This window comes from Klebsiella sp. JB_Kp031, from assembly GCF_040064295.1.
Classification (GTDB): domain Bacteria; phylum Pseudomonadota; class Gammaproteobacteria; order Enterobacterales; family Enterobacteriaceae; genus Klebsiella; species Klebsiella quasipneumoniae.
The window spans coordinates 128,823-154,912 of the sequence record NZ_JBEAJW010000041.1; the positions used below are offsets into that span (position 1 = coordinate 128,823).

Annotated in this window: 25 protein-coding genes; 17 read left to right on the plus strand and 8 right to left on the minus strand. The window is 58.6% G+C overall.

Annotated features, from left to right (window positions below; genetic code table 11):
- Window positions 1–87: 87 nt before the first annotated feature.
- The 6 genes from gshB to metK form a co-directional block, all read right to left on the minus strand.
- Window positions 88–1,038, minus strand: a complete 951-nt coding sequence (gene gshB / locus ABLV64_RS22010) for a glutathione synthase (protein ID WP_004205176.1) — start codon at window positions 1,036–1,038, stop codon at window positions 88–90.
- A gap of 20 nt (window positions 1,039–1,058) precedes the next feature.
- Entirely contained in the window at window positions 1,059–1,790 is a 732-nt protein-coding gene (rsmE, locus tag ABLV64_RS22015; RefSeq protein WP_032456614.1) for a 16S rRNA (uracil(1498)-N(3))-methyltransferase, read from the minus strand.
- A gap of 91 nt (window positions 1,791–1,881) precedes the next feature.
- Window positions 1,882–2,589 carry a deoxyribonuclease I gene (gene endA, locus ABLV64_RS22020; protein WP_004205174.1) on the minus strand — a complete coding sequence of 236 codons (708 nt, stop codon included), beginning with the start codon at window positions 2,587–2,589 and terminating at the stop codon, window positions 1,882–1,884.
- A gap of 94 nt (window positions 2,590–2,683) precedes the next feature.
- A complete protein-coding gene (locus ABLV64_RS22025; RefSeq protein ID WP_004205173.1) occupies window positions 2,684–3,184 on the minus strand; it encodes a SprT family zinc-dependent metalloprotease in 501 nt (166 codons plus the stop codon).
- Window positions 3,185–3,261: 77 nt separating this feature from the next.
- Entirely contained in the window at window positions 3,262–4,656 is a 1,395-nt protein-coding gene (locus ABLV64_RS22030; RefSeq protein ID WP_004205171.1) for a sugar porter family MFS transporter, read from the minus strand.
- Between the two features lie 380 nt (window positions 4,657–5,036).
- Window positions 5,037–6,191 carry a methionine adenosyltransferase gene (metK, locus tag ABLV64_RS22035; RefSeq protein ID WP_004205170.1) on the minus strand — a complete coding sequence of 385 codons (1,155 nt, stop codon included), beginning with the start codon at window positions 6,189–6,191 and terminating at the stop codon, window positions 5,037–5,039.
- Window positions 6,192–6,892: 701 nt separating this feature from the next.
- Between metK and yqgB the strand changes: the two genes are divergently transcribed.
- The 3 genes from yqgB to speB all read left to right on the plus strand — a co-directional run bounded on the left by yqgB (window position 6,893) and on the right by speB (window position 10,163).
- The gene (gene yqgB, locus ABLV64_RS22040) at window positions 6,893–7,024 is read left to right on the plus strand and encodes an acid stress response protein YqgB (protein ID WP_002916578.1); all 132 of its coding nucleotides are present in this window, start codon (window positions 6,893–6,895) and stop codon (window positions 7,022–7,024) included.
- Window positions 7,025–7,032: 8 nt separating this feature from the next.
- Window positions 7,033–9,009 (plus strand): biosynthetic arginine decarboxylase, encoded by a 1,977-nt coding sequence (gene speA / locus ABLV64_RS22045; RefSeq protein WP_004205167.1) that lies wholly within the window; start codon window positions 7,033–7,035, stop codon window positions 9,007–9,009.
- A 233-nt stretch (window positions 9,010–9,242) separates the two neighbouring features.
- Entirely contained in the window at window positions 9,243–10,163 is a 921-nt protein-coding gene (speB, locus tag ABLV64_RS22050; RefSeq protein WP_004205166.1) for an agmatinase, read from the plus strand.
- A gap of 127 nt (window positions 10,164–10,290) precedes the next feature.
- Here speB and ABLV64_RS22055 read toward each other — a convergent pair whose 3' ends face one another.
- On the minus strand, window positions 10,291–11,511 hold the full coding sequence (locus tag ABLV64_RS22055; protein ID WP_348843152.1) for an MFS transporter: 1,221 nt from the start codon (window positions 11,509–11,511) through the stop codon (window positions 10,291–10,293).
- A gap of 427 nt (window positions 11,512–11,938) precedes the next feature.
- Between ABLV64_RS22055 and ABLV64_RS22060 the strand changes: the two genes are divergently transcribed.
- The 14 genes from ABLV64_RS22060 (at window position 11,939) to ABLV64_RS22125 (ending at window position 24,654) form a co-directional block, all read left to right on the plus strand.
- On the plus strand, window positions 11,939–12,262 hold the full coding sequence (locus tag ABLV64_RS22060; RefSeq protein WP_004151769.1) for a non-heme iron oxygenase ferredoxin subunit: 324 nt from the start codon (window positions 11,939–11,941) through the stop codon (window positions 12,260–12,262).
- Window positions 12,259–12,567, plus strand: a complete 309-nt coding sequence (locus ABLV64_RS22065; protein WP_004144765.1) for a recombinase-like helix-turn-helix domain-containing protein — start codon at window positions 12,259–12,261, stop codon at window positions 12,565–12,567. Before ABLV64_RS22060 ends, ABLV64_RS22065 begins: the two co-directional genes overlap by 4 nt.
- A 10-nt stretch (window positions 12,568–12,577) precedes the next feature.
- Window positions 12,578–13,600 carry an aromatic ring-hydroxylating dioxygenase subunit alpha gene (locus ABLV64_RS22070; protein WP_004205160.1) on the plus strand — a complete coding sequence of 341 codons (1,023 nt, stop codon included), beginning with the start codon at window positions 12,578–12,580 and terminating at the stop codon, window positions 13,598–13,600.
- Window positions 13,600–14,349: an SDR family oxidoreductase gene (locus ABLV64_RS22075; RefSeq protein ID WP_004205159.1), complete on the plus strand. Its 750-nt coding sequence runs from the start codon at window positions 13,600–13,602 to the stop codon at window positions 14,347–14,349. The genes ABLV64_RS22070 and ABLV64_RS22075 overlap by 1 nt, the downstream gene beginning before the upstream one ends.
- 13 nt (window positions 14,350–14,362) lie before the next feature.
- Window positions 14,363–15,151 carry an IclR family transcriptional regulator gene (locus ABLV64_RS22080; RefSeq protein WP_217324685.1) on the plus strand — a complete coding sequence of 263 codons (789 nt, stop codon included), beginning with the start codon at window positions 14,363–14,365 and terminating at the stop codon, window positions 15,149–15,151.
- An 88-nt stretch (window positions 15,152–15,239) separates the two neighbouring features.
- Window positions 15,240–16,166 (plus strand): VOC family protein, encoded by a 927-nt coding sequence (locus ABLV64_RS22085; protein WP_109964104.1) that lies wholly within the window; start codon window positions 15,240–15,242, stop codon window positions 16,164–16,166.
- Window positions 16,163–17,359, plus strand: a complete 1,197-nt coding sequence (locus ABLV64_RS22090; RefSeq protein ID WP_217324686.1) for an FAD-dependent oxidoreductase — start codon at window positions 16,163–16,165, stop codon at window positions 17,357–17,359. The genes ABLV64_RS22085 and ABLV64_RS22090 overlap by 4 nt, the downstream gene beginning before the upstream one ends.
- Before the next feature lie 26 nt (window positions 17,360–17,385).
- Window positions 17,386–18,642 carry an MFS transporter gene (locus tag ABLV64_RS22095; RefSeq protein WP_106938688.1) on the plus strand — a complete coding sequence of 419 codons (1,257 nt, stop codon included), beginning with the start codon at window positions 17,386–17,388 and terminating at the stop codon, window positions 18,640–18,642.
- Window positions 18,643–18,652: 10 nt separating this feature from the next.
- Window positions 18,653–19,183 carry a cupin domain-containing protein gene (locus tag ABLV64_RS22100; protein ID WP_025999198.1) on the plus strand — a complete coding sequence of 177 codons (531 nt, stop codon included), beginning with the start codon at window positions 18,653–18,655 and terminating at the stop codon, window positions 19,181–19,183.
- Between the two features lie 9 nt (window positions 19,184–19,192).
- On the plus strand, window positions 19,193–19,963 hold the full coding sequence (locus ABLV64_RS22105; protein WP_064795032.1) for an alpha/beta hydrolase: 771 nt from the start codon (window positions 19,193–19,195) through the stop codon (window positions 19,961–19,963).
- Window positions 19,947–20,741: an SDR family oxidoreductase gene (locus ABLV64_RS22110; protein WP_023319124.1), complete on the plus strand. Its 795-nt coding sequence runs from the start codon at window positions 19,947–19,949 to the stop codon at window positions 20,739–20,741. Before ABLV64_RS22105 ends, ABLV64_RS22110 begins: the two co-directional genes overlap by 17 nt.
- Before the next feature lie 9 nt (window positions 20,742–20,750).
- Window positions 20,751–21,515, plus strand: coding sequence for an aspartate dehydrogenase (locus ABLV64_RS22115; protein ID WP_017899778.1), 765 nt, complete (start codon window positions 20,751–20,753; stop codon window positions 21,513–21,515).
- A gap of 15 nt (window positions 21,516–21,530) precedes the next feature.
- Window positions 21,531–23,000 carry an aldehyde dehydrogenase gene (locus ABLV64_RS22120; RefSeq protein ID WP_004205148.1) on the plus strand — a complete coding sequence of 490 codons (1,470 nt, stop codon included), beginning with the start codon at window positions 21,531–21,533 and terminating at the stop codon, window positions 22,998–23,000.
- 13 nt (window positions 23,001–23,013) lie between these two features.
- Window positions 23,014–24,654 carry a thiamine pyrophosphate-binding protein gene (locus ABLV64_RS22125; RefSeq protein ID WP_060656467.1) on the plus strand — a complete coding sequence of 547 codons (1,641 nt, stop codon included), beginning with the start codon at window positions 23,014–23,016 and terminating at the stop codon, window positions 24,652–24,654.
- Between the two features lie 136 nt (window positions 24,655–24,790).
- Here ABLV64_RS22125 and ABLV64_RS22130 read toward each other — a convergent pair whose 3' ends face one another.
- Complete coding sequence (locus tag ABLV64_RS22130) at window positions 24,791–26,059, minus strand: OprD family outer membrane porin (protein WP_004205146.1); 1,269 nt, start codon at window positions 26,057–26,059, stop codon at window positions 24,791–24,793.
- Between the last annotated feature and the right edge of the window lie 31 nt (window positions 26,060–26,090).

Genomic DNA, 26,090 nt, shown 5'->3' on the forward strand with positions numbered 1-26,090 from the left:
CCCGAGCGGCGCCTGGCTGGAAGGGTTTCACCAGCGCGGCAATCCGCGCTCGCTGTGCCCTGAGCGGACGTTCGTCCGCCGTAGTGCTTATCGGGCGAGACGTCTTTCGATAGCGTCCATCAGCATGCCGGTGATCGAAATATCCGGGAAGGCGGCCTCGATCTCACGGACGCAGGTGGGGCTGGTGACGTTAATTTCCGTCAGACGGTCGCCAATGATATCCAGGCCAACGAAAATCAGGCCTTTAGCCTTCAGCGTCGGGCCGACGCGGCGGGCGATATCCCAGTCGCTTTCGGTTAGCGGGCGGGCTTCGCCGCGGCCGCCGGCGGCCAGATTGCCACGAGTCTCGCCGCCCTGCGGAATGCGCGCCAGGCAGTAAGGTACCGGCTCGCCATCCACCACCAGCACGCGCTTGTCGCCATCTTTAATGGCCGGCAGATAGTTCTGCGCCATGCAGTAGCGGCTGCCCAGCTCGGTCAGCGTCTCGGCGATCACGCCGAGGTTCGGATCGCCGGCTTTGACGCGGAAAATAGAGGCGCCGCCCATGCCGTCGAGCGGCTTCATGATGATATCGCCGTGTTTTTCCCAGAAGGCTTTAAGCTGGGCTTTATTACGTGTGACCAGCGTTTCCGGGGTCAGTTCGGAGAACCAGGCGGTGAACAGCTTCTCGTTACAGTCGCGCAGGCTCTGCGGCTTGTTGACGATAAGCGTGCCTTTCTCTTCCGCTCGTTCCAGAATATAGGTCGCATAAATAAATTCGGTATCGAACGGTGGATCCTTACGCATCAGAATGACGTCAAGATCCGCCAGCGGCAGATCCTGCTCGCCGGTAAAGTCATACCATTTGTCGTAGTTCTGTTCGACGCTCAGTGTGCGCGTCCGGGCGCGGGCCTCGCCGTTGATCAAATAAAGGTCGTTCATCTCCATGTAATGGAGTTCATAGCCGCGACGCTGCGCCTCCAGCAACATAGCGAAGCTGGTGTCTTTCTTGATGTTGATGGTTGCGATGGGATCCATCACGATGCCGAGCTTGATCATGGTTCTTCTCCGTTAACGCCTCAACCTAAGTCGCCAAAACGCACCTGCAGGGCAGTAATGGCGGTGAGCGCAGTAGTCTCTGTACGCAGAACGCGCGGTCCCAACAGGATATCAGTAAACTGGTATTTCGCGGTCATTGCTATCTCTTCAGCCGACAGCCCGCCTTCCGGGCCAATCAGCAGACGGACGCGTTCAACCGGCAGCGGCAGCGTGTTAATGCTGGCGCTGGCGCGCGGGTGCAGGTTGAGCTTCAGCCCGCTGTCCTGCTCGGCGCACCACTCCTCCAGCTGCATCGCCGGACGAATTTCCGGTACCACGTTACGACCGCTCTGTTCGCAGGCGGCAATAGCGATTTTTTGCCACTGCTGGATCTTTTTCTGCAAACGTTCGGCGTCCAGTTTAACGCCGCAGCGCTCGGAAAACAGTGGCGTTATGAGGCTTACTCCGAGTTCGATCGATTTCTGGATGGTGAATTCCATTTTTTCGCCGCGGGACATCACCTGGCCTAAATGGATATGCAGCGGCGATTCCCGATCGTCGGGTTCGCCACTGAGGACTTCAACCGTGACGCTTTTCTTACCGGCCTCGGTGATGACGGCGTCAAACACCTGGTTACTGCCGTCGAATAGCTGAAGGTGCTGACCGGCGGTCATGCGCAGAACGCGCCCGACGTGGTTGGCCGCGTCATCGCTCAGCGCGATCAGGCTGCCGACAATGAGGGGTTCTGGATGATGGATGCGAGGAATGCGCATGCTTGATATTCCGTTCTTTGCGCAGATGCCAGCTTCCCGCCATTAGGCGGGAAGCACAGGGCTGCAAATTAACAATTGCCGCTAGTGTAGGTTAGCTCTTTTGCGCCTGGCAAGCCTGCTGGACATAAGGATTATGGTTGCCCTGCACTTTCGCGATGCGCTCATCGCGTTCACACTCCCAGGCGGTGACCGGATACTGTTTGTTCCAGGCGGTAAACAGCTGAGTTTGCTGGCGGGAAAGATTTAACTGGTAGCGGTCGCGCATATAGAAGTAGGTGCGGGCGATGGCGCCGCGGGCGCGGGCAGGGGGCTCAGCGATTTTATCTTTAAAATCGACCTTCATGGTGCACTGGCCGTACTGGCCTTCACCGCCGTTCCACTGGCTGTACATAAAGTTGCCGCGATCGCCATTCACTTCTCCCACCGCCGGCTGCAGGTTGTGCATGTCGCTTTCCATCTTGCGGTACTCAGGATCTTTGGCGCAGTTTTTACGACCACCCTCCTGCCAGCACTGGCGCTGATGGCCGAACTGCCACGCCGGCACCACGTGTTCCCATTCAACCCGGCTGGCGCGGTTCTCATTTTTACGCACTTTATAGCCACAAGATTCCAGATCGATAACGCCTTTTTTACCCTGCCAGGCAATTTTACAGCCGCAGTAAAAGTCGCCGGGAACGTCGGCGTTTACTTTGACGCCAGCGGCCTTGGCCTGGGAAAAACTGGTAATTTCTGCGGCCGCAAGCGGGCCACTCACTGCCGTGCTCAATACTGCAACGGCTAAAACATGCATACGGGACATCGTTCACTCCGTGTCAAAACGAGCCCGCAACGTAGCGAATGAGGGTGCCGGATGCAATCAGTCAGATCAGAAAGTTTCTAATTAATTCCAATGGTTATTCTTCAGCCACCAGCAGATCGCCGCAGCGCACGCAGCGGTAAGTGGCTTCGCCGCGCACCACCCGGTTATGGCGACGGACGGTGAGCTGATGCTGCTGGCAGCGGCAGCGGTAGGGGAAGGTATTCTGGCGGACCGAATCGAGTTCAAAGCGATGGGTGCGACGTGCGGGAACGCCCAGCACGCCCTCCATCATCCATTTCCACTCTTTACCGTGCGGGGCTACCCGGCCAAAGTGTTGCCACACCAGCAGGTGCGCCAGCTCATGGGGCACCACTTCATCGATAAACGCCTGCTGATTTTCCAGCAGCAGCACCGGATTTAAACGAATTTCGTTTTTCTCCAGCCAGGCGGTGCCGGCGGAGGTACCGCGCTGCTGGTAGACCAACGTCGGCTCTGCGTAGCGGCGTTCCAGCTTGAGGTTCGCTTTGGCGAGATGCTCCCGCAGGCTGCGCATCACGGCCTGCTGAATAGCGATGGGAATACGGGGTGTTTTCATAGCGCCAGAGGATAGTGCGGCGGAGGGGGGAGAGCAAGCGGAAGCTTCCTCCCGAAAGGGGAGGAAGCTCAGACGGATTAATCGCGGGCGCCGATCTCGCGCAGCGGACGACCCTGCATCAGGTTGCGTTCGATATGTTCCAGCGAGACGTTTTTAGTTTCCGGGATCAGCCACAGCGTCAGCAGAATAAATAGCACGTTCAGACCGCCGTAGACCCAGAAGGTGTTGGCGCTGCCCAGCGAATTGAGCATGGTCAGGAAGGTGGCGCCGACAATCATGTTGGCAATCCAGTTGGTCGCCGTTGAGCAGGTGATACCGAAGTCGCGGCCTTTCAGCGGCTGGATTTCAGAACACAGTACCCAAATCAGCGGGCCGGCGCTCATGGCGAAACCGACGATAAACATCAGCAGCATCAGGACGGCGATGTACTGGGCGGTTGAGGAGTGAATACCGATGTGCATCATGCTGCCCAGGACGCCCATTCCCGCTGCCATGACGATAAAGCCAAGGATCAGCGTCGGTTTACGGCCCCAGCGGTCGACCAGACCGATGGCGATAAAGGTGGCCAGCACGTTAGTCAGACCGACAATGACCGTCCCCCACATCTGCTCGGTGGTGTTGGCATAGCCCGCCAGCTCAAAGATCTTCGGCGCGTAGTACATGATGACGTTCATCCCGGTGAACTGCTGCATTACCTGCAGCAGAATGCCGAGGAACACCGCGCGGCGGAAGTTGCTGTTGTCTTTAAACAGCGACCAGCCGGACTGTTTTACCTTCAGGCTTTCGCGGATTTCGTCGAGCTCGCGTTTCGCTTCGGCGCTGGTATCGCGCAGGCGCAGCAGCACGCGCTCGGCATCAACAAAGCGGCGTTTGGCGGCGAACCAGCGCGGGCTGTCCGGCAGGAAGATAACGCCGATCAGCAGCAATACCGCCGGAATAATGATCACGCCGAGCATCCAGCGCCATGCGCCGCTGTAGCTAAAGGCGGTGTCGGAGAGGTAAGCGCCAAGGATCCCGATGGTGATCATCAGCTGGTACATGGAAATCATACTGCCGCGAATTTTCTCCGGAGCGATTTCCGATAGATACAGCGGCGCGGTGTATGAGGCGACGCCTACCGCCAGGCCCAGCAGCACGCGGGAAACCAGCAGGATCTCGACGTTTGGCGCGGCGGCGGAGAACAGAGAGCCGGCGACAAAGAGGATGGCGCCGATCATCAGGCTCTTTTTACGGCCCAGTTTGAAGGAGAGCCAGCCGCTGCCGACCGCACCGACGGCGGCGCCGAACATCATGGAGCTGACCACCCACTCCTGAGTGTGGGCGGAAATCTGGAACTCATTGGCAATAAAGGGTAAGGCACCCGCAATAACACCGATATCAAGGCCAAACAGCAGGCCAGCCAGCGCGGCGAGGAAACAGACGAAGAACGTCATGGTCTTGTTTGAACGCCCTTGTTTTTTGTTGTCAGGCATAACGCCCTCCAGTTGAGTTATTGATTCTGTCGATGGTTAGCGTAGGACACTCGTCGGTAAAAAAACGTGATTATAATCACGGCTGTGTAATCGTTTCCACAAAGGTAAAGAAACGTAATGCATTAAATGCTTTTTAAATCAGCAATATAAACAAGGATAGTCGACAATTTGAAAAACGGTAATCAGAGTTAACCGAAACAATATGTAACATTGTGAAAAATACGCCGATGAGATGACGCACGCAGGCAGCAATCGACCATTACCATAATGTAATCGCTTTCATTGAGATGTTGCGCTACGTTGAAGCAAGGTACGGCAGGGAAGGTCAGGGAATAAAAAGGCCAGCGCGAGGCTGGCCTTAAAGAGAGGAAGCGGAGAGATTATTTCAGACCGGCCGCTTCGCGCAGCAGGGCCGCTTTGTCGGTTTTTTCCCAAGGGAAATGTTCGCGACCAAAGTGACCGTAGGCAGCGGTTTCTTTGTAGATCGGGTGCAGCAGATCCAGCATCTGAATCAGGCCGTACGGACGCAGGTCGAAGAACTCGCGCACCAGCAGGGTCAGCTGTTCAGAAGGCACTTTTTCAGTACCAAAGGTTTCCACCATGATGGACGTCGGCTCTGCAACGCCGATGGCGTAGGAAACCTGAATTTCGCAACGGTCAGCCAGGCCTGCGGCAACGATGTTTTTCGCTACATAGCGAGCCGCATAGGCTGCAGAACGGTCAACTTTAGACGGATCCTTACCGGAGAACGCGCCGCCGCCGTGACGAGCCATGCCGCCGTAGGTATCGACGATGATCTTACGACCGGTCAGACCGCAATCGCCCATCGGGCCGCCGATGACGAAACGGCCGGTCGGGTTGATGAAGAATTTGGTGGACGCGCTCAGCCATTCGGTCGGCAGAATCGGTTTGATGATCTCTTCCATCACCGCTTCCTGCAGCGATTTCTGGTCGATATCTTCGGCGTGCTGCGTGGACAGCACCACCGCGTCGATGCCGACGATTTTGCCGTCGTCATACTGGAAGGTCACCTGGCTTTTCGCATCCGGACGCAGCCACGGCAGGGTGCCGTTTTTACGTACTTCAGCCTGGCGCTGCACCAGACGGTGAGCGTAGGTCACCGGCGCCGGCATCAGCACGTCGGTTTCGTTGGTGGCGTAGCCAAACATCAGCCCCTGGTCGCCTGCGCCCTGTTCCAGCGGATCGGCACGGTCAACGCCCTGGTTGATGTCTGGAGACTGTTTACCAATGGCGCTCAGTACGGCACACGAGTTGGCGTCAAAGCCCATATCGGAATGCACGTAGCCAATTTCGCGGACGGTGTTGCGGGTGATCTCTTCGATGTCAACCCATGCGCTGGTGGTGATTTCGCCGCCTACCAGCACCATGCCAGTTTTGACATAGGTTTCACATGCGACACGCGCTTTCGGATCCTGCTCGAGGATCGCATCCAGCACGGCATCGGAGATTTGGTCAGCAATTTTGTCAGGATGCCCTTCTGATACGGACTCAGACGTAAAAAGGTGTTTTGCCATATTTTATTTCACCTGTGGACGATTCGGATAGCTCATACTGTTGTGTAATGTGGCTTTGGTGGATAATCAGCGCAAAGCCGCGCAGGTAGCGACACGAGCAGTCTGAGTGTTAATCAGTATAGACGGATTAACTTCTGGACGGCCATTTTAGGTCAAATCTTGAGCCTATTTCCAGCCTTTTTTGATGGCGGTCGCATTTATCGAAAAACTCGCCTGGCAAAATTTCCTGACAACCGCGCAAACGGGCACATTTTTATTTTGCTTTTTACCCCGCTTCTCGGTATAAAACGCCGCGCGCGGCTCATTAAAAAAGCGCACGGGGCATGGCCCTGTGGTGCCACTTCCAGCCGGGTTAAGCAGTCTGTATTTACAGAATCTCGCAACGGCATAGCGCTTGTTGCCCGGTATGTATAGCTTTGGCTTGTCGCCGACCCTGTCGCAGGGCGGTGTGGAGGTGATACCAGATAATGAACCAACGTTTTTCGCTTGTTTCGTCGCGTCGTTCTGTCGCGCGTCAGCACTCCGCAACCTGCATCTCTCTCATGCAAACCAGCCGATGTTCACCCCATCTCGGCGCTTCTCAGGATTCCAGGGCCGGTCGGCCGTCAGAAAACTGAACAAGGGCGCTCTTGCCAGGCAAGAGTTTTCTCGTGGTTTCTCCGGACTGTCATACTCTGTTCGGCTACGTGTTTTACGATGATATGAATAAGAAACCGGTCGCGCAGTCGCAAAACCAGCAGATAGTGCTGGGCTTTAGGACTGTTCATGGGTTGTTATCGCATCTTTGGACTGCGATAGTAGTTAACTGTCTTACACTTATTATTAAAAATTGAGGTTCGCTATGTCTGACGACATGTCTATGGTTTCGCCTTCGTCAGCAGGCGAACACGGTGTACTACGTTCCATGCAGGAGGTAGCGATGAGCTCCCAGGAAGCCAGCAAGATGCTGCGTACTTATAATATTGCCTGGTGGGGCAATAACTATTATGACGTCAACGAACTGGGCCACATCAGCGTTTGCCCGGATCCGGACGTCCCGGAAGCGCGCGTTGATCTCGCTGAATTAGTCAAAGCGCGCGAAGCGCAAGGGCAGCGCTTGCCGGCGCTGTTCTGCTTCCCGCAGATCCTGCAGCACCGTCTGCGTTCAATCAACGCCGCGTTCAAGCGCGCGCGCGAATCCTACGGCTATAACGGCGATTACTTCCTGGTCTACCCGATCAAGGTGAACCAGCATCGTCGCGTCATCGAATCGCTGATCCATTCCGGCGAGCCGCTGGGTCTGGAAGCCGGTTCGAAAGCGGAACTGATGGCCGTGCTGGCGCACGCCGGGATGACCCGCAGCGTCATCGTCTGTAACGGTTATAAAGACCGCGAATACATCCGTCTGGCGCTGGTGGGCGAGAAGATGGGCCACAAGGTCTATCTGGTCATCGAGAAGATGTCGGAAATTGCCATCGTGCTGGAAGAAGCCGAGCGCCTGAACGTGGTGCCGCGCCTTGGCGTGCGTGCGCGTCTGGCCTCGCAGGGGTCCGGTAAATGGCAGTCCTCCGGCGGCGAGAAGTCTAAGTTCGGTCTCGCGGCCACCCAGGTTCTGCAGCTGGTGGAGATCCTGCGTGCCGCAGGGCACCTCGACAGCCTGCAACTGCTGCACTTCCATCTCGGCTCGCAGATGGCCAACATTCGCGATATCGCCACCGGCGTGCGTGAATCGGCGCGTTTCTACGTCGAGTTGCATAAGCTGGGCGTTAATATCCAGTGCTTCGACGTTGGCGGTGGCCTGGGTGTGGATTACGAAGGAACCCGCTCGCAGTCCGACTGCTCGGTGAACTACGGCCTGAACGAATACGCTAACAATATTATCTGGGCCATCGGCGACGCCTGCGAAGAGAACGGCCTGCCGCACCCGACGGTCATCACCGAGTCCGGCCGCGCGGTGACCGCGCACCACACCGTGCTGGTTTCCAATATCATCGGCGTGGAGCGCAACGAATACACCGAGGCGACCCCGCCGGCGGAAGACGCCGCGCGTCCGCTGCAGAGCATGTGGGAAACCTGGCTGGAGATGCACGAAACCGGCAATCGTCGCTCGCTGCGCGAATGGCTGCACGACAGCCAGATGGACCTGCACGATATCCATATCGGCTACTCCTCCGGCACTTTCAACCTGCAGGAGCGCGCCTGGGCAGAACAGCTGTATCTGAACATGTGTCATGAAGTGCAGAAGCAACTCGACCCGAGCAACCGCGCTCATCGTCCGATTATCGATGAGCTGCAGGAGCGCATGGCGGATAAAATCTACGTCAACTTCTCGCTGTTCCAGTCGATGCCGGATGCGTGGGGGATCGATCAGCTGTTCCCGGTGATGCCGCTGGAAGGGCTGAACAAGTCGCCGGAGCGCCGCGCGGTGCTGCTGGACATCACCTGCGACTCTGACGGCGCCATCGATCACTACGTGGACGGCGACGGGATCGCCACCACCATGCCGATGCCGGAATATGACCCGGAGAACCCGCCGATGCTGGGCTTCTTTATGGTCGGCGCCTATCAGGAAATCCTTGGCAACATGCACAACCTGTTCGGCGATACCGAGGCGGTGGACGTGTTTGTCTTCCCTGACGGCAGCGTTGAGGTTGAGCTGTCCGACGAGGGCGATACCGTGGCGGATATGCTGCAGTACGTGCAGCTGGATCCAAACACGCTGCTGACCCAGTTCCGCGATCAGGTGAAAAACACCGGCCTGGACGACGCGCTGCAGCAGCAATTCCTCGAAGAGTTCGAGGCGGGTCTGTACGGGTACACTTATCTGGAAGACGAGTAGCCGCTGATGCCCGGTGGCGCTGCGCTGACCGGGCCTGCGTATGTCGGCCGCATAAGGCGAAGCCGTCATCCGGCAGACGGCGATACTCACTTGAACCCGTATGCATTACCGGCGATAATTCACGCCAATAAGCGATTTATCTATCAAACCCTTCCTCGTCGGGCCTAACGACGCGGAGGGGTTTTTTTATACTTATTTTTTACGTTCCACGACTGTGAAAAGAGGTCATATCCATGAGCACTTTAGGTCATCAATACGATAACTCCCTGGTATCCAATGCCTTTGGCTTCCTGCGTTTACCAATGAATTTCATGCCTTACGACAGCGATGCTGACTGGGTCATCACCGGCGTACCGTTCGATATGGCGACCTCCGGGCGCGCGGGCGGCCGTCATGGCCCGGCGGCGATCCGTCAGGTGTCCACCAATCTCGCCTGGGAGCACAATCGTTTTCCGTGGAACTTCGACATGCGTGAACGCCTGAACGTGGTTGACTGCGGGGATCTGGTGTACGCCTTCGGCGACGCGCGCGAAATGAGCGAGAAGCTGCAGGCCCACGCCGAGAAGCTGCTGGCGGCCGGCAAGCGCATGCTCTCCTTTGGCGGCGACCACTTTGTTACGCTGCCGCTGCTGCGCGCCCACGCCAAACACTTCGGTAAAATGGCGCTGGTGCACTTCGATGCCCACACCGATACCTACGCCAACGGCTGCGAGTTCGACCACGGCACCATGTTCTACACCGCGCCGAACGAAGGGCTTATCGATCCCAACCACTCCGTACAGATCGGTATTCGCACCGAATTCGATAAAGATAACGGTTTCACCGTGCTTGATGCGGGCCAGGTTAACGACCGCAGTGTCGATGACGTGATTGCCCAGGTGAAGCAGATCGTTGGCGATATGCCGGTGTACCTGACCTTTGATATCGACTGCCTGGATCCGGCGTTTGCGCCAGGAACCGGTACCCCGGTGATCGGCGGGCTGACTTCCGACCGAGCGATCAAGCTGGTGCGCGGCCTGAAGGATCTGAACATCGTCGGGATGGACGTGGTGGAAGTCGCCCCGGCCTACGATCAGTCCGAAATCACCGCCCTGGCGGCGGCGACTCTGGCGCTGGAGATGCTGTACATCCAGGCGGCGAAGAAGGGCGAATAAATCTGTTCCCGTCATATTTCAAGTTGCATAGGCGTGGGCAATAACTCGGCCCATCCCTGGGCCTCGTCCTTATAGGGCCAGCGCAAGCGCTGTTCAAAACGGCTAGCCGTTTTGTCCTGCAACTTATTTAGGGTATAGACGCGTTTACTGCTGCTGCGCGACGCATACGCAGCAGCTGTGCGCCGCCGGCGCACAGCGTAATCAGCTGCGATGCCACCAGTACGGAAAAACCTGAACTGACCGATCCCACTGATTTCATTACCACTCCCATCAGCAGCGGAATAAACGCCGCGCAGATGTTGCCAATGCCGTTAATGATGCCATAGGCGCTGCCTACCGCTTCGCGCGGGGCGTGATGCTGAACCACCGCGGGGATCGCTGCCCCCTGTAATCCCCAGAACACGTTCGCCGCCAGCATAAACAGCGCCAGCATCGCCGGCTGTTCGCTGAGGATTAGCGCCAGCACGGAACCGGCGGTGAGTAGACCGCCAATAATAAACAACAGCGGCGCCTGCTCCGGGCGCATTTTGTCGAGGAGCACGCCGCCAAGGAACTTTGAGCCCAGGCTTAACAGAAAGGGGACAGCCGCCAGCAGGCCGGTGGCCTGTAGCGAGAAATGATGCTCATCGCGCAGCCAGGCTGGCAGCCAGGCGCTACTCCCCCACAGATAGCTGAGGGTGGCAATTTCTACCAGCAGGATCCAGCCAAGCAGCGGCGTACGCCAGGCGAGGGCAAAAGTTTGGCTAAAGCCAGGCTTCGCGCGCTGTGCAGTCACTTTTGGCGCGGGGAGAAACCGCCAGATTAACCCTCCGCCGAGCAGGAGATTCATCAGCGCCAGCGCATAGAAGGAGCCGATCCAGCCAACGTGCGCCATCAGCCAGGTGACCAGTGGGAAGCCTACCGCTAGCCCCAACGATACGCCAAGGGCGGTTACCGCATTCGGTTTGCCGATTTCATCGGCGGCAAAGTTGTCGTTGATAAAGCGTGTTTTCAGTGAAAACAGCGGTCCCTCCGCCACGCCAAGCACGATGCGCGCGATCAACATTCCCACCAGTGAACCGAGTAATGGGGAAATGGCGCACACCAGCGCCCATATAACAATGCTGATTAACAGCCCCTGACGATAATGCCATCTACTTTCTATAACTGGTGTTAATAATAATGCCGAAAACCCATAACCCAGAAGAAAGCATGTCATTAGCATGCCTTGTAACATTCTGTTTTCATTTAACTGGAAATGGGCAGCGAATTCCGGGTTAAGGATCATCACCGAGATATTTACCCGATCGACGTAGGAAATAATTATTAACAAAAGTAATGCTATTACCCCTTGCCATCTTGCCGCCATTCGTTGTCTCCACGCTTAATTTAATGATTGCCAGTTATTATTTTTTAACGCCAGAAATAGTTACGTGAGTAAAATGGTTAACCTGTGAAACTCATTGTTTTTAAATGATTAAATAAAGAGTTGTTTCATGGGTGAAACACCATGGTTTCCGCTGCTGCCCATTTTTAATGATCGATTTGAAAAGAAGTCAATAGTCGTATGTGAAATTTAAATCGGAATTTTTATTTATAATGGATCACCGCTTTAAATATCATCATTTCATCTGAATGCAGTTTTTCGTGATCAATTGCACACTTAGCTAATTTAAAAGCCATTCATTAACAAGTTCGTCACATTAACGCTTGACGAAACATTCGCCGCTTTTATATTGGTCGTATTAAATAAGAAACACAGTTTCATATATGAAACAACGGCCTGGAGGATTGCGATGAGCTGGATAGGCGTATGTGACGCGGAGCAAGTACAAGAAGATTTTCCATATAGCGGCAATATCGACGGTAAGGAGATCGGCATTTATCTGATTGATGGCGAATATTACGCGCTGGAAGACGTTTGCCCTCATGCCTATGCGCTCCTGAGCCAGGGCTTTGTCGAAGATGGCAAAGTGGAATGCCCGTTGCATGAGGCGGTATTCGACGTGAAAACCGGCCAGTGCCTGCATGGCCCCGGCGGTCGCAACCTTAATCGTTACCCGGTGCGGGTATATGACAATCAGATCCAGATTACCTTTATCGAGGAGAACGTGGCATGAGCGAATCCCTGGATTTCAACCCGGCGCTACCGGAAAGCCGCCAGTTTACGCCACCGGCGGAAGGTGGAAACGGCAATATCCATAAGCCCGGCGACTATCACAATCTGATCTGGCAAACCCGCAGCCGGGTGCCGGAAAACTGGGAACTGCAGCTTATCGCCACCCTGGAAACGTTGTTCGAGCAGGGCGCGGAAAGTCTCGGTGAACTGGTGAACGGCCTCAATGGCGTCAGGATGCATGACCAACAGGGCGAACCATGGAGCGAAAGCAGCTTCCAGGCATTTTTACAGGTTAACGGCTACTGAGGACACAGCGATGACGACAACGGTACAAAACTATCTTGATAAAGGGTTGCGCGGTTTGTGGTATCCGGTGCTGGCGAGCTGGGAAGTGCAGTCTGCGCCGGTAGGCATTACCCGTCTCGGCGAGCAGATCGTGGTCTGGCGGAATAAAGACGGTCAGGTGCAGGCCCTGGAAGACCGCTGCCCGCATCGCGGCGCGCGCCTGTCGATGGGCTGGAACTTAGGCGATCGTATCGCCTGCTGGTACCACGGCGTGGAAGTCGCCGGCAACGGCGAAGTGAAAGACGTCCCGGCGGTGGACCGCTGCCCGCTGGTCGGCCAGCAGTGCGTGCGCAGCTACAACGTGCAGGAAGCGCACGGGGCAATCTTCCTGTGGTTCGGCGTCACCGCCGACCAGCAGCCTGATGAACTGAGCTTCCCGGAGGAGCTGGCCGACCACAAAAAATACAGTCACTTCCTGTGCACCGCGGCGTGGAAATGCAACTACCAGTACGCGCTGGAAAACGTGATGGACCCGATGCACGGTACCTATCTGCACTCGTCATCGCACTCGATGGCGGAAGGCGATCGCAAAGCCGATATGGTGCTGCAGCCGACGAAAACCGGCTTTATCTTCGAGAAAAAAGGGCAGAGCGGCGTCAACTTTGACTGGGTTGAACTGGGCAACAGCGGCGCCTACTGGATGCGCCTGTCTATTCCGTACAAAAAGCGTTTCGGGCCGGGCGGCCACTTCTGGATCGTCGGCATGGTGGTTCCGGAAGATAACGACAACTGCCGCGTCTTCTTCTGGCGCATCCGCGGCGTTCAAGGTTGGCAGCGCGATCTGTGGCGCTTTATGTACCGCAACCGTCTGGAAAAACTGCACTGGGAAGTACTGGAGCAGGATCGCGTGGTGCTGGAAAGCCTGGCGCCGAACGCCCGCGATCATGAATACCTTTATCAACATGACGTCGGTCTGTCCCGCCTGCGCCGCATGATGCAGAAAGCGGCGAAAGAGCAGTTAGCGCTTCGCGAAGCGCAGCAGGGTGCCGCCTGATGAACGGCCTGCTGAACGGTAAACGTATTGTCGTCACCGGCGCGGCGCGCGGCCTCGGTTACCATTTTGCCGAATCCTGCGCCGCGCAGGGCGCGACGGTGGTGATGTGCGACATCCTGCAGGGGGAGCTGGCGGAAAGCGCTCATCGCCTGCAGCAGAAGGGCTATCAGATCGAATCCCACGCCATCGATCTTGCCAGTCAAGCGTCGATCGAGCAGGTCTTCAGCGCCATCGGCGCGCAGGGGCCTGTCGATGGCTTAGTCAATAACGCGGCGATGGCCACCGGCGTCGGCGGTAAAAATATGATCGATTACGATCCGGACCTGTGGGATCGGGTGATGACGGTCAATGTCAAAGGCACCTGGCTGGTGACCCGCGAGGCGGTACCGCTGCTGCGCGAAGGGTCGGCGATCGTCAACGTCGCTTCGGATACCGCGCTGTGGGGCGCGCCGCGGCTGATGGCCTATGTCGCCAGTAAGGGCGCGGTGATTGCGATGACCCGTTCCATGGCCCGCGAGTTGGGTGAAAAGCGGATCCGTATCAACGCCATCGCGCCGGGACTGACCCGCGTTGAGGCCACGGAATACGTTCCCGCCGAGCGTCATCAGCTGTATGAGAACGGCCGCGCGCTCAGCGGCGCGCAGCAGCCGGAAGATGTCACCGGTAGCGTGGTCTGGCTGCTGAGCGATCTTTCGCGCTTTATCACTGGCCAGCTGATCCCGGTCAACGGCGGTTTTGTCTTTAACTAACAAGTGAGGCGGTATGGCGAACGATCAGGAAGTGAAGTACCTGGTACCGGGTCTGGAGCGTGGTTTACAACTGCTGCTGGCGTTTGGCGAACAGCATCGCGATCTGACCTTTGCCGAGCTGCATCGGCTGGTGGATATGCCGAAAGCGACCGCCTATCGCGTGGTGCAGACGCTGGAATATATGGGCTTTCTCGAGCGTAACGCCCGCACCAATACCTTTTCGCTGGGCATGAACGTACTGCGTCTGGGCTTTGAATATATCGCCTCCCTGGATGTCGCTCAGGTGGGTCAGCCGGTCATCGAGCAACTGCGCGATATCAGCCAGTGCAGCAGCCATCTGGCGATCCGCGACGGCCGCGACATTATCTACATCGCCCGCGTGAGCGCTGCCGGTTCGCGTATCAACCAGGTCAGCGTCGGAACGCGGCTACCGGTGCACTGCACCTCGCTTGGTCGCATGCTGCTGACCGATGTTTCCCGCAGCGAGTTTGAACAATTGTTCCCGGATGAACGGCTGCCGGGCAATACGCCGGGCCAGTTGCATGACCGCGAAGCGCTGTGGCAGATGGTGCAGCAGGATAAAGCCCGTGGCTACGTGATTGGCGAATCGTTCTACCGCCACGGTATCTCATCAATTGTCTATCCGGTCTTTGACCGCAGCGGCCGGGTGGCGGCGGTCGTCAGCATCCTGGTGCCGTCGGACGAGATCCCGCAAAGCGATCGCGAACGGTTACAGAAAGAGGTGAGTATGGCAGCCGACAAAATTTCCGGCTTCCTCGGATATTTGTCACAGGCAAGTTAAATCAACAACTTAACAGCAGGCGCTTGATTGCGTCGGGCATGTTTTACGCCCAAATTCGGGCGACTGAACGGTAAAGAGGCGACGAATAATGAGTATTACCGGAATTGAAAAGCTGGAATTTGGCGTAGACGACCTGAACCACAGCGCTAAATTCATGCGCGATTTTGGCCTGACCGGCGACGCCAGCGGCCGCGCGTTTACCACCCTCAGCGGCGCGCGGGTCGAACTTAACCCAACCGATGCCGCTGACTTACCGCCAGCTTTTGAGGCGGGCAACACCCTGCGTCGCATGACCTGGGGCGTGGCGGATCGGGCGACGCTGGATGCCCTGCGCCCGAAGCTGGAACGCCAGCCCGCTTTCCGTGAAATCGACGGCGCGCTGGAGTGTCGCGACCCTAACGGTATGACGCTGCGGGTGCAGGTTAGCCAGCAAACGGCGGTTGAACTGAACGTTGAACCGATCAACCAGTGGGGCGATGTGCGTCGCATCGACACCCCGAGCCCGGTGTACGACCGCGCGCAGCCGATTAATGTCGGCCACGTGGTGTTCTTCGTGGAAGAACTGGCGGCGGTGGAAAGTTTCTATCGCGAAGTACTCGGCTTCCAGGTGTCAGACCGTTACATCAATCGCGCGGTGTTCCTGCGCTGCGGCGTGCGCGGTGGCCACCATAACCTCTTCTTATTGCAATTGCCGAACCGAAAACGGGGGCTTAACCACGTCGCGTTTACCGTGCGGGATATACATGAAGTGATCGGCGGCGGCATTGCGATGAATAAAAACGCCTGGAGCACTTTTATCGGTCCAGGTCGCCATCCGGTCTCCTCAGCCTACTTCTGGTATGTCAACAGCCCGACCGGCGGCGCTTTTGAATACTACACCAACGATGACTATCTGACGGAAAACTGGCAGCCGCGCGAGCTGGAGCATTCACTCGTGTCCTTTACCGAATGGGCGGTGGAAGGCGGTATCGATCACGATACCCGTCGCCAGCAGAAAAAACCGGAGGCGGTATGACGGCGCGGATTGTCATTATCGGCGGCGGCCAGGCTGGCGGCTGGGCGGCGAAAACGCTGCGTGATGAAGGGTTTAGCGGCGAGATTTGTGTGGTTGCCGAAGAGCAATGGGACTTTTACGAGCGCCCGCCGTTGTCGAAGGCGGCGTTGCTGGAGGCCGAACCGACGCTGCCGCGATTATTTAGCGCCGAGGCGCAGCAGGCGCTGAACCTACGCTGGTATCGCCCGCTGCGCGCGGAATCGATCGACCGGCAAAATAAAACCCTGGCGCTGAGCAACGGTGAAACGCTGGCGTACGACCAACTGCTGATCGCTACCGGCGGCCGGGCGCGACTGCCGTCCGAGGGCTGGGCGCAGCATCCGCAGGTTTATACCCTGCGCCACTGGCAGGACGCGCAGCGTCTGAAGCAGCGGCTGGCATCGGCAACGCGGCTGGCGATCGTTGGCGGCGGCTGGATTGGCCTCGAAATCGCCGCCTCGGCGCGCAAAAGCGACGTGGCCGTAACCCTTTACGAGCAGCAGCCGGCGCTGTGCATGCGCTCGGTCAGTATGGAGGTCTCGCAGGCGCTGGCGCAACTACATCGCCAGCAGGGCGTTGAGATTCGCGGCGGCTGCGGCGCGCTGGAGCTGGAAGATGATAACGGCCTGCCGACTCTGCACTGCGACGGCCAGCGGGAAACCTTCGATGCGGTAGTGGTGGGGATCGGCGTCGATCTGAATCTCGAACTGGCGCGCGATGCCGGGCTCACTGTCGATCGCGGGATTGTCGTTAATGCCCAGGGGCGCAGTAACGATCCGGCGATTTTCGCCGCTGGCGATGTCGCTCAGCACCATCAGTACGGCCTGTGCATTCAGTCGTGGGCCTTTGCGCAAAATCAGGCCATCGCAACGGCGAAAGCGATGCTCGATCCGCAGGCCAGCGGCTACGACGAGGCGCCCTGGCTGTGGTCGGATCAATACGATCGCAATATCCAGATCCTCGGGATCCCGCAGGCGGGCAGCCGCACCATTGTGCGTGACGAGCCGCAGGGCGCGACCTACTTCTCCCTGAATGCCGATGGACGCTTAACTCAGCTGGTGGCCTTCAATAATGCACGTATCGTGAAGCTGGCGAAGCGCTGGATGGCGGCGGGAAGGGATCTCTCTAACGTCCCGCTCACTGACCCGACTTTCTCGCTGATGTCATTGCGATAAGTAACGCGAACCCTTAAGGGGGAGAAATGACCACATTAGAGACCAACGCCGCGCCTGCAGAGGCGAGCGGCGAGGGCGTCCGCACGCCTGAAAAAGCAGTTCGTTGGGCCATTCCGCTGTCCCTGCTGGCCTGCGTGCTGCTGGCTTTTTTCGACAAAATCAGTATCGCCGCGCTGTTTTCCGATAGTCACTTCCAGCAGGCGATGGGCATCGATTTCGACACCACCCGGCTGGGCATTCTGATGAGCGCCTTTTTGCTGAGTTACGGCTTCTCGTCAGTGTTATTAAGCGGCCTTGGCGACCGGATTGCGCCGCTGCGTCTGCTGACTGGAATGATGGTGGTGTGGTGCATCCTGATGGTGATCATGGGTTTCACCCACAACTACGCGCTGATGGTGATGCTACGCGTCCTGTTGGGCATCGCCGAAGGGCCGCTGTTCCCGCTGGCGTTTGCCGTGGTGCGCCACACCTTCCCGCAGCGGCTACAGGCCCGCGCCACCATGCTGTGGCTGCTCGGCACGCCGGTTGGCGCAGCGTTGGGATTCCCGCTGTCAATTTGGCTACTTAATACTTTCGGCTGGCAGAGCACATTTTTCGTGATGGCGATGCTGACGGTACCGGTGCTGATTTTTGTGCGCATCGGGCTGCGCGGCGTGCAACTGGAGGCGAGAGCGAGCAGCGATAAAACCTCGCAGGAAGCGCGCCACAGCGCGCGTCGCGAGCTCTTTGTGAGTCCGCATTTTTGGATGATCTGCATCTTCAACATCGCCTTTCTCGCCTATCTGTGGGGGATCAACGGCTGGCTGCCGGGCTACCTGATTAAAGGTAAAGGCATTCATCTGGAACACGCCGGCTGGCTTTCGTCGATGCCGTTTATCGCCATGTTGCTAGGCGAAATTATCGGCGCCTGGCTGTCCGACCGCGTCGATAGGCGCGCCGCCGCCTGCTTTATTTCCCTGGCAGGCGCGGGTATTGGCCTGGCGGCAGTGATGCATTTCACCACGCCGCTGCCGGTAATCGCGGCGATGAGCTTTAGCACCTTTATGTGGGGCACCGGCGCGCCGAACATTTTCGCCCTACTGGCTAAAGCGACCCATCCACGGGTCAGCGCCACGGCGGGGGGGATTTTCAACGGGCTGGGAAACTTTGCCGGGGCGCTATCGCCGGCGGTGATGGGCGCGCTTATCGCCTTCACCCATAGCATGGATTCCGGGCTGATTTTTCTGGCAGTGATGGCGGCGGTGGGCTGCGCCCTGTTACTGCCGCTGCTGAGACGTTACTGAGGATAAAACGATGACTGATTCAACCGTAACTGCAAAACAGAGTTTGAAACCTGACCATTTGACGATGGAAGAGTGGGTGGAGTCGCGTATCGCGCGCTTCGAAGGCCGTAAATACGACTGGAATGCGCTGAAATTCCAGGCCGATTTCGACCCCAAATATCGCCGCGCGCAGATGCGCTACATCGGCACCGGCGCCACCGGCGTCGCCAGCGATACCAACACCGTTCCGGCGGAGCACTTCACCTTTTCCACCATGGTGTTGCCGTCCAAATGTGAAGGCCCGCTGCATCTGCATGATGACGTAGAAGAGGTGTTCTTCATGCTCAAAGGGCAGATCACCCTGATGATTCAGGATGGCGACAACTATACCGAAACGGTACTGCGCGAACGCGATCTGATCTCGGTGCCACCCGGAATCTATCGCGGTTTGTTTAACCACGGCGAAGAGGAGGCGCTGATGTGCGTGATGCTGGGCACGCCGAAACCGCATGTTCCGACTTATCCGGAAGATCATCCGCTGTCAAAAGTGAAGCGTAACTAAGGAGCGATGATGACGGGTTTTCGTGAACAAGGATGCGGGGTACCGCTGACGCTGCTGCACGGCATCAGTTCCGGCGCAGCCTCCTGGCATAAACAGATGGCGCTGCCCGGCTACCGCGTCCTGGCCTGGGATATGCCCGGTTATGGCGAAAGCCCGATGCTTGCGGCGGCGCCGGCGGATGCTGGCGATTACGCTGACGCGCTGGCGCTGATGCTGGACCGTGCCGGGGTAGAACAAACCGTACTGGTCGGCCATTCGCTGGGCGCGTTGGTGGCGGCTGCCTTCGCCGTGAAATATCCGCAGCGGGTGCTTTATCTGGTGCTGGCCGACGTCGCGCAGGGCTACGGTCAGGCGGAGGTCGCACAGCGGGAAAACGTCTGGCTAGGGCGTCAGCAGCAGATAGCGCAAGGCGGCGAGGCGATGGCCCAGGGGCGAGCGGCAAAACTTCTGCGCCCTGGCGCGCGCGAAGCTGATGTGGCGACGGTGGCGGCGGGGATGCGCAGGCTACGCCGCGACGGTTATCTCGCCGCGGCCTGGATGCTGGCTCATGACGACATTCACCGTTGGCTCGCCGACTATCGCGGTCGTCTCTCCGTGTGGTGCGGCGAGCAGGATGCCATTACCCAACCGGAGTTAGTGCAAGGAGTGGCGCTGCGTTACGGCGCTCCTTACATCGCCATCCCGCAGGCTGGGCATGCCAGCTATCTCGATAATGAAATCTTTTTTAATCAACAGCTTTTACGCATAGGGGAAGAGGTGCGCGATGAATGCACAAATTGAAGGACGCGTCGCGGTCGTCACCGGCGGTTCGTCAGGAATCGGCTTTGAAACGCTGCGCCTGTTGCTAGGCGAAGGGGCGAAGGTCGCCTTTTGCGGCCGCAACCCGGATCGTCTGGCCAGCGCCTATGCAGCACTGCAAAACGAATATCCAGAAGGCGAGGTGTTCTCCTGGCGCTGTGACGTACTGAACGAAGCGGAAGTTGAGGCGTTCGCCGCCGCGGTCGCCGCGCGTTTCGGCGGCGTCGATATGCTGATTAATAACGCCGGCCAGGGCTATGTCGCCCACTTCGCCGATACGCCACGCGAGGCCTGGCTGCACGAAGCCGAACTGAAACTGTTCGGCGTGATTAACCCGGTAAAGGCCTTTCAGTCGCTGCTTGAGGCGTCGGATATCGCCTCGATTACCTGTGTGAACTCGCTGCTGGCGTTACAGCCGGAAGAGCACATGATCGCCACCTCTGCCGCCCGCGCCGCGCTGCTCAATATGACGCTGACTCTGTCGAAAGAGCTGGTGGATAAAGGCATTCGAGTGAATTCCATTCTGCTGGGGATGGTGGAGTCCGGGCAGTGGCAGCGCCGTTTTGAGAGCCGAAGCGATAAGAGCCAGAGTTGGCAGCAGTGGACCGCCGATATCGCCCGTAAGCGGGGGATCCCGATGGCGCGTCTCGGTAAGCCGCAGGAGCCAGCGCAAGCGCTGCTATTCCTCGCTTCGCCGCTGGCCTCCTTTACCACCGGCGCGGCGCTGGACGTTTCCGGCGGTTTCTGTCGCCATGTGTAAGGAAAGATGATGAAAAAGGTCATGTTAATTGGCTATGGCGCGATGGCCCAGGCGGTGATTGAACGCCTGCCGCCGCAGGTGAGGGTGGAGTGGATCGTGGCGCGCGAATCGCATCACGCAGCGATCTGCCTGCAGTTTGGTCAAACGGTGACGCCGCTTACCGATCCGCTGCAATGCGGTGGGACGCCGGATCTGGTGCTGGAATGCGCCAGTCAGCAGGCGGTCGCGCAGTACGGCGAAGCGGTGCTGGCGCGCGGCTGGCATCTGGCGGTGATCTCGACCGGTGCGTTGGCGGACAGCGAACTGGAACAGCGTTTACGCCAGGCGGGTGGCAAGCTGACGCTGCTGGCTGGCGCGGTGGCCGGAATAGATGGCCTGGCGGCGGCGAAAGAGGGGGGGCTTGAACGAGTGACCTATCGGTCGCGTAAAAGCCCGGCCAGTTGGCGCGGTAGCTATGCTGAACAGCTTATCGACCTCAGCGCGGTCAATGAAGCGCAGATTTTCTTTGAGGGCAGCGCCCGCGAGGCGGCCCGGTTATTCCCTGCGAATGCCAACGTGGCGGCAACCATCGCGCTGGGCGGTATCGGCCTTGACGCGACCCGGGTACAGCTGATGGTCGATCCGGCTACGCAACGCAACACCCATACGCTACACGCCGAAGGATTGTTCGGCGAGTTTCACCTGGAGCTGAGCGGCCTGCCGCTCGCCAGCAATCCGAAAACATCGACCCTCGCGGCACTGAGCGCGGTACGCGCCTGCCGTGAACTGGCATAACGCAGAGAGGCTGAGATGGACGAATTAGACATTTTTATCGGCGGCCAGTGGCGTCGCGGCGGCGGCAATTTGATGCACAGCCAGTTTCCGGCGGATGGCGCTATTAACGCGGCGCTGCATGCGGCAAGCCTCGATGATCTGCAGGAGGCGATCGACTGTGCCGACCGCGCCTGGCGGGAGCCAACGTGGCGGGCGATGCTGCCGCATCAGCGGGCGAAGATCCTGCATAAGGTCGCGGAACTGATAGAGGTGCAACTTGATGAGTTAAGCCAAAAGCAGAGCCGCGATAACGGTAAGCCGCTGGCGGAGGCGCGGGGACTGGTGATGAGCGCGGCGGGGACGGCGCGCTATTTTGCCGCCGCCTGTGAACTGCTGGAGGGCGAGCTGCCGACGCCGCGGCAGGCGGATCTATTGACCCTGAGCCGCTATGAGCCGCTGGGCGTGGTGGCGGCGATCACCCCGTGGAACTCGCCGATCGCCAGCGAAATGCAGAAGGTGGCCCCGGCGATCGCCGCCGGAAATGCGGTGATCCTCAAACCGGCGGAAGCCACGCCGCTGATGGCGCTGGAGCTGGCGAAGATCTTTGAGCAGGCCGGTTTACCCGCCGGACTGCTGAGCGTGCTGCCGGGTAAAGGATCGATTATCGGCGATGCGCTGGCCCGCCATCCTAAGGTGCGCAAAATTTCCTTTACCGGCGGCACCACCACCGGACGTCACCTGGCGCATGTGGCGGCGGAAAAACTGATCCCGGCGTCGCTGGAGCTGGGCGGCAAATCACCGACCATCGTGCTGGAAGATGCCGATATCGAACAGGCGGCGCGGGGCATCTGCTACGGCATTTTCAGCTCCGGCGGCCAGGCCTGTATTGCCGGCTCGCGGCTGTTTGTTCATGACAGAGTGTACCCGCAATTAATGGCCCGCCTGCTGGAGTTAACTCAAGGGCTGCGGGTTGGTCACCCGTTCAACGCTGGCACCCACGTCGGGCCGCTGATCAACGATAAACACCGCCAGAGCGTGCAGGAGTACGTCGAGCTGGCGAAACGCGAAGGCGGCAGGGTGCTATGCGGCGGCGAGATCCCGGCGGATCCGGCACTGGCGGCAGGCAGCTATTTCCTGCCGACCATCATTGAAGGGCTGAACAATCAGGCCCGCGTTTGCCAGGAAGAGATCTTCGGGCCGGTACTGGTGGCGATGCGTTTTCGCGATGAAGCGGCGTTAATCCGTGAGGCCAATGATTCGGTCTTTGGGCTGGCGGCGGGGATCTGGACGCGCGATACCGGCCGCGCGCTGCGTCTGAGCGAGCAGCTGGAAGCCGGTACGGTGTGGATCAACACCTACAAAGTTTTCTCCATTTCGACCCCGTTTGGGGGCTTTAAAGAGAGCGGTCTGGGCCGCGAAAAAGGGATCCAGGGGCTGAAGGCCTGGATGCAGCAAAAGAGCATTTATCTGGCGACGGGTAATAGCGTCAACCACTGGTGCGACTGAGAAAGGGTGAGCAATGAGCGAAATGATAACCGTCGGCGATGCCATCGCCAGAACGCTGGAGCAGTATCACGTTGAAGCCATTTATGGCGTCATTTCTATCCATAACCTGCCGATCGCCGATGCCGTCGGCCAGCGGGAAAAAATCCGCTTTGTTCCGGCGCGAGGTGAAGCGGGCTCGGTGACCATGGCTGACGCCCACGGCCGTTTTTCAGGGCTCGGCGTGGCGCTGACCAGTACCGGCGCGGGGGCGGGTAATGCGGTCGGCGCGCTGGTTGAGGCGATGAACGCCGGTACGCCGCTGCTGCACCTGACCGGACAGGTCGAAAAAGCCTGGCTGGACGCCGACACCGGTTTTATTCACGAAACCCGCGATCAGTTGACCTTTCTGAAAGCCAGTTCGAAGCGCGCTTACCGCATTAGCAACGCCAACCAGGCGGTGGCTATCCTGCATAAGGCGATTCAGGAGGCGCAGACGCCGCCGTGCGGCCCGGTCTCGGTGGAGATCCCAATCGACATTCAGAGCGCCAAAATACCGCTTTCACTGCTGACCGCGCCGCTGAAACGCGCTCCGGCGGTTGAGCCGGAACCGGCGATGGTCGATGCGCTGTGGGCGCAGCTTAAGCAGGCGAAGCGGCCCTTGCTGTGGCTTGGCGGCGGCGCGTTAGAGAGCGGCGAGGCGGTGAAGACGCTGGCGGATGCCGGGGTGACGGTGATCTCCAGCACCCACGGCCGCGGCATTCTGGCAGACAGCCATCGCGCCAGCCTGCGCGCGTTTCATAATTCTCCCTCGGTTGAAGCGCTGATTTCACAATGTGATTTCACACTTGTGGCCGGTTCCCGGCTGCGCAGCAACGAAACGCGCTCATGGACGCTGGCGCTGCCCACGCCGAGGGTGCAGATTGATATCGACCCGGCGGCGGCCAGCCGTAACTACCTGATGGACAACACGCTGGTGGCGGACTGCCGCGCTTTATTAGACGCGCTGGCGAAGCGGGTACAGGGCCGGATGTGGGGCGATGCGCATTGGGATAGCCAACTTAAAGAGGCGGTAGAGGCGGCGGAGCAGGGGCTGCGCGACCAGTGCGGCGCTTACGCTAAATTGAATGACGCGATTGCGCAGGCGCTGCCCGATGACGGCATTCTGGTGCGCGATATTACCGTTTCCGGCAGCCTGTGGGGCAGCCGTCTGTTCCGCGCTCACGGTCCGCTGATGAATATCCATTCTCTGGCCGGAGCCATCGGTATGGGGCTGCCGATGGCGGTGGGCACCGCGATTGCCAATCCGCAACGGAAAGTGGTCGGCCTGGTCGGCGACGGCGGCCTGAGCCTCAACCTTGGCGAACTGGCGACCCTGGCGCAGGAGAAGGCCAACGTGACGCTGTTGATTATGAACGATGGCGGCTACGGCGTGATGCGCGGTATTCAGGATAAGTACTTTGGCGGTCGCCAGTATTACAACGAGCTGCACACGCCAGACTTTACCCTGCTGGCGCAGGCGATGGGTCTGCAGGCGTGGAGCGTGGATCGGGCTGAGGATTTTCAGGCGGTGATGACCGAGGCGCTGGCGATGCCGGGGCCATCGGTGGTGGAAGTGAAGATGGGCCAGATTGGCGCGCTGCGCTTTGCCGGCCCGCCGCAGAAGACGCTGTATTAATGATAACCCAGTGACCCCAACCCTCTCCCTTCCGGGGAGAGGGTACCGTACGGCACAGGGGGTTAATCAAGGCGCCGGACGGTTGCTCCTGCGCGCCGGGAGAGGGCCGACCCGCAGGAGAGGGTTCATGACGTGCTTAAAACACGTTAAACGGATATTCGACGTAGAACCGCACTTCATTGCCGCTGACGTTATAGTCGCTGGCGTTGCTGGAAACCCGCAGTACCGAATACCGGAGTCTGAATTTCAAATCTTTCGCCGCCCCGTTTTGCACCTGGTATTGAACCTGATTGAACCATTCGTGTTCTTTGCCGTTGCTGGTCTCTGACGTTTTAATGTTATCCCCGCGCACGTAGGCGGTGGTCCAGGTCAGCCCCGGTAGCCCCAGCCCGGCAAAATCCAGTCCGTACGATGCCTGCCAGGAACGTTCATCTTCCCCGTTAAAATCAGACCAGTAGGAGTTGGCCAGCCAGATGGTGTTCCCGCCATCGCCTACGCCGCCCTGGTTCTGATAGCCGCCATAGTGGTAGCCGGTGCTGCCGCTGCTTTGCTGGTAAGCGACTTTAAAGGTGTGAATATCCCAGATATAGCTGGCGGCCAGACTCCAGATGTTGTTACTGCGTCCGGTGTCATTGGCATCGGCATATTCTTGATCCAGACGTGAGTGATAGCCGTTGAAATCGAGAATCAGCTGCTGGCTGGCGGCGAACGGCTGCTTAAAGTTGAGGCCAAGATACTGTTTGTTCAGCACATCTTCGACATGCGACGCGTACAGCGCGCCGCTGAGCTGGTCGTTGAACCGGTAGCTTGCCCCGCCGAAGGTGAGGCTTTTCAGACCGCTGTTGTGGCTGTCGTCACTTTTACGCTGCTGATCGGTCAGGTAGCCGGCGTTAATGTCCAGACCGTCGATTTCGCGTGAGGTCAGCATGGTGCCGGTATAGCTCTCGTAGAGCAGGCGCGAGTCGTCGGCGTAGACGATGGGCAGCATTGGGCGCTGGCTGCCGTAGCTGAGCACGGTATTCGAAAAGCGCATTTTGCCGGTGGCGCCGAATTTCGCGAGGTCGGATTTTGCCCGGCCGTCGTCATCCTGGGCGAAAAAGTCGATGCCGCCCGCGCCGCTACGGCCGCGGCCGCCGTCGAGACGCACGGCGTACTGGGCGATGCCGTCCACGCCGAAGCCGACCGGCCCCTGGGTAAAGCCGGATGCGAAGGTGGCGATAATTCCCTGGCCCCATTCGGCTTTATCCGGCAGCCCATCGCGATAATCGCGTTTGATATAAGCGTTACGTAAAAAGAGATCCAGATGACTGTCGTCAATAAAGCCCTGGCTGGTCGATTGTTGGCTGGCGAAAGCCGGTGCGGCGGCAATAATGCCAAGTGCGATGAATGGTAATTCTTTTTTCACTGAGGGCACTTCTCTGTCTGTCGATATATTC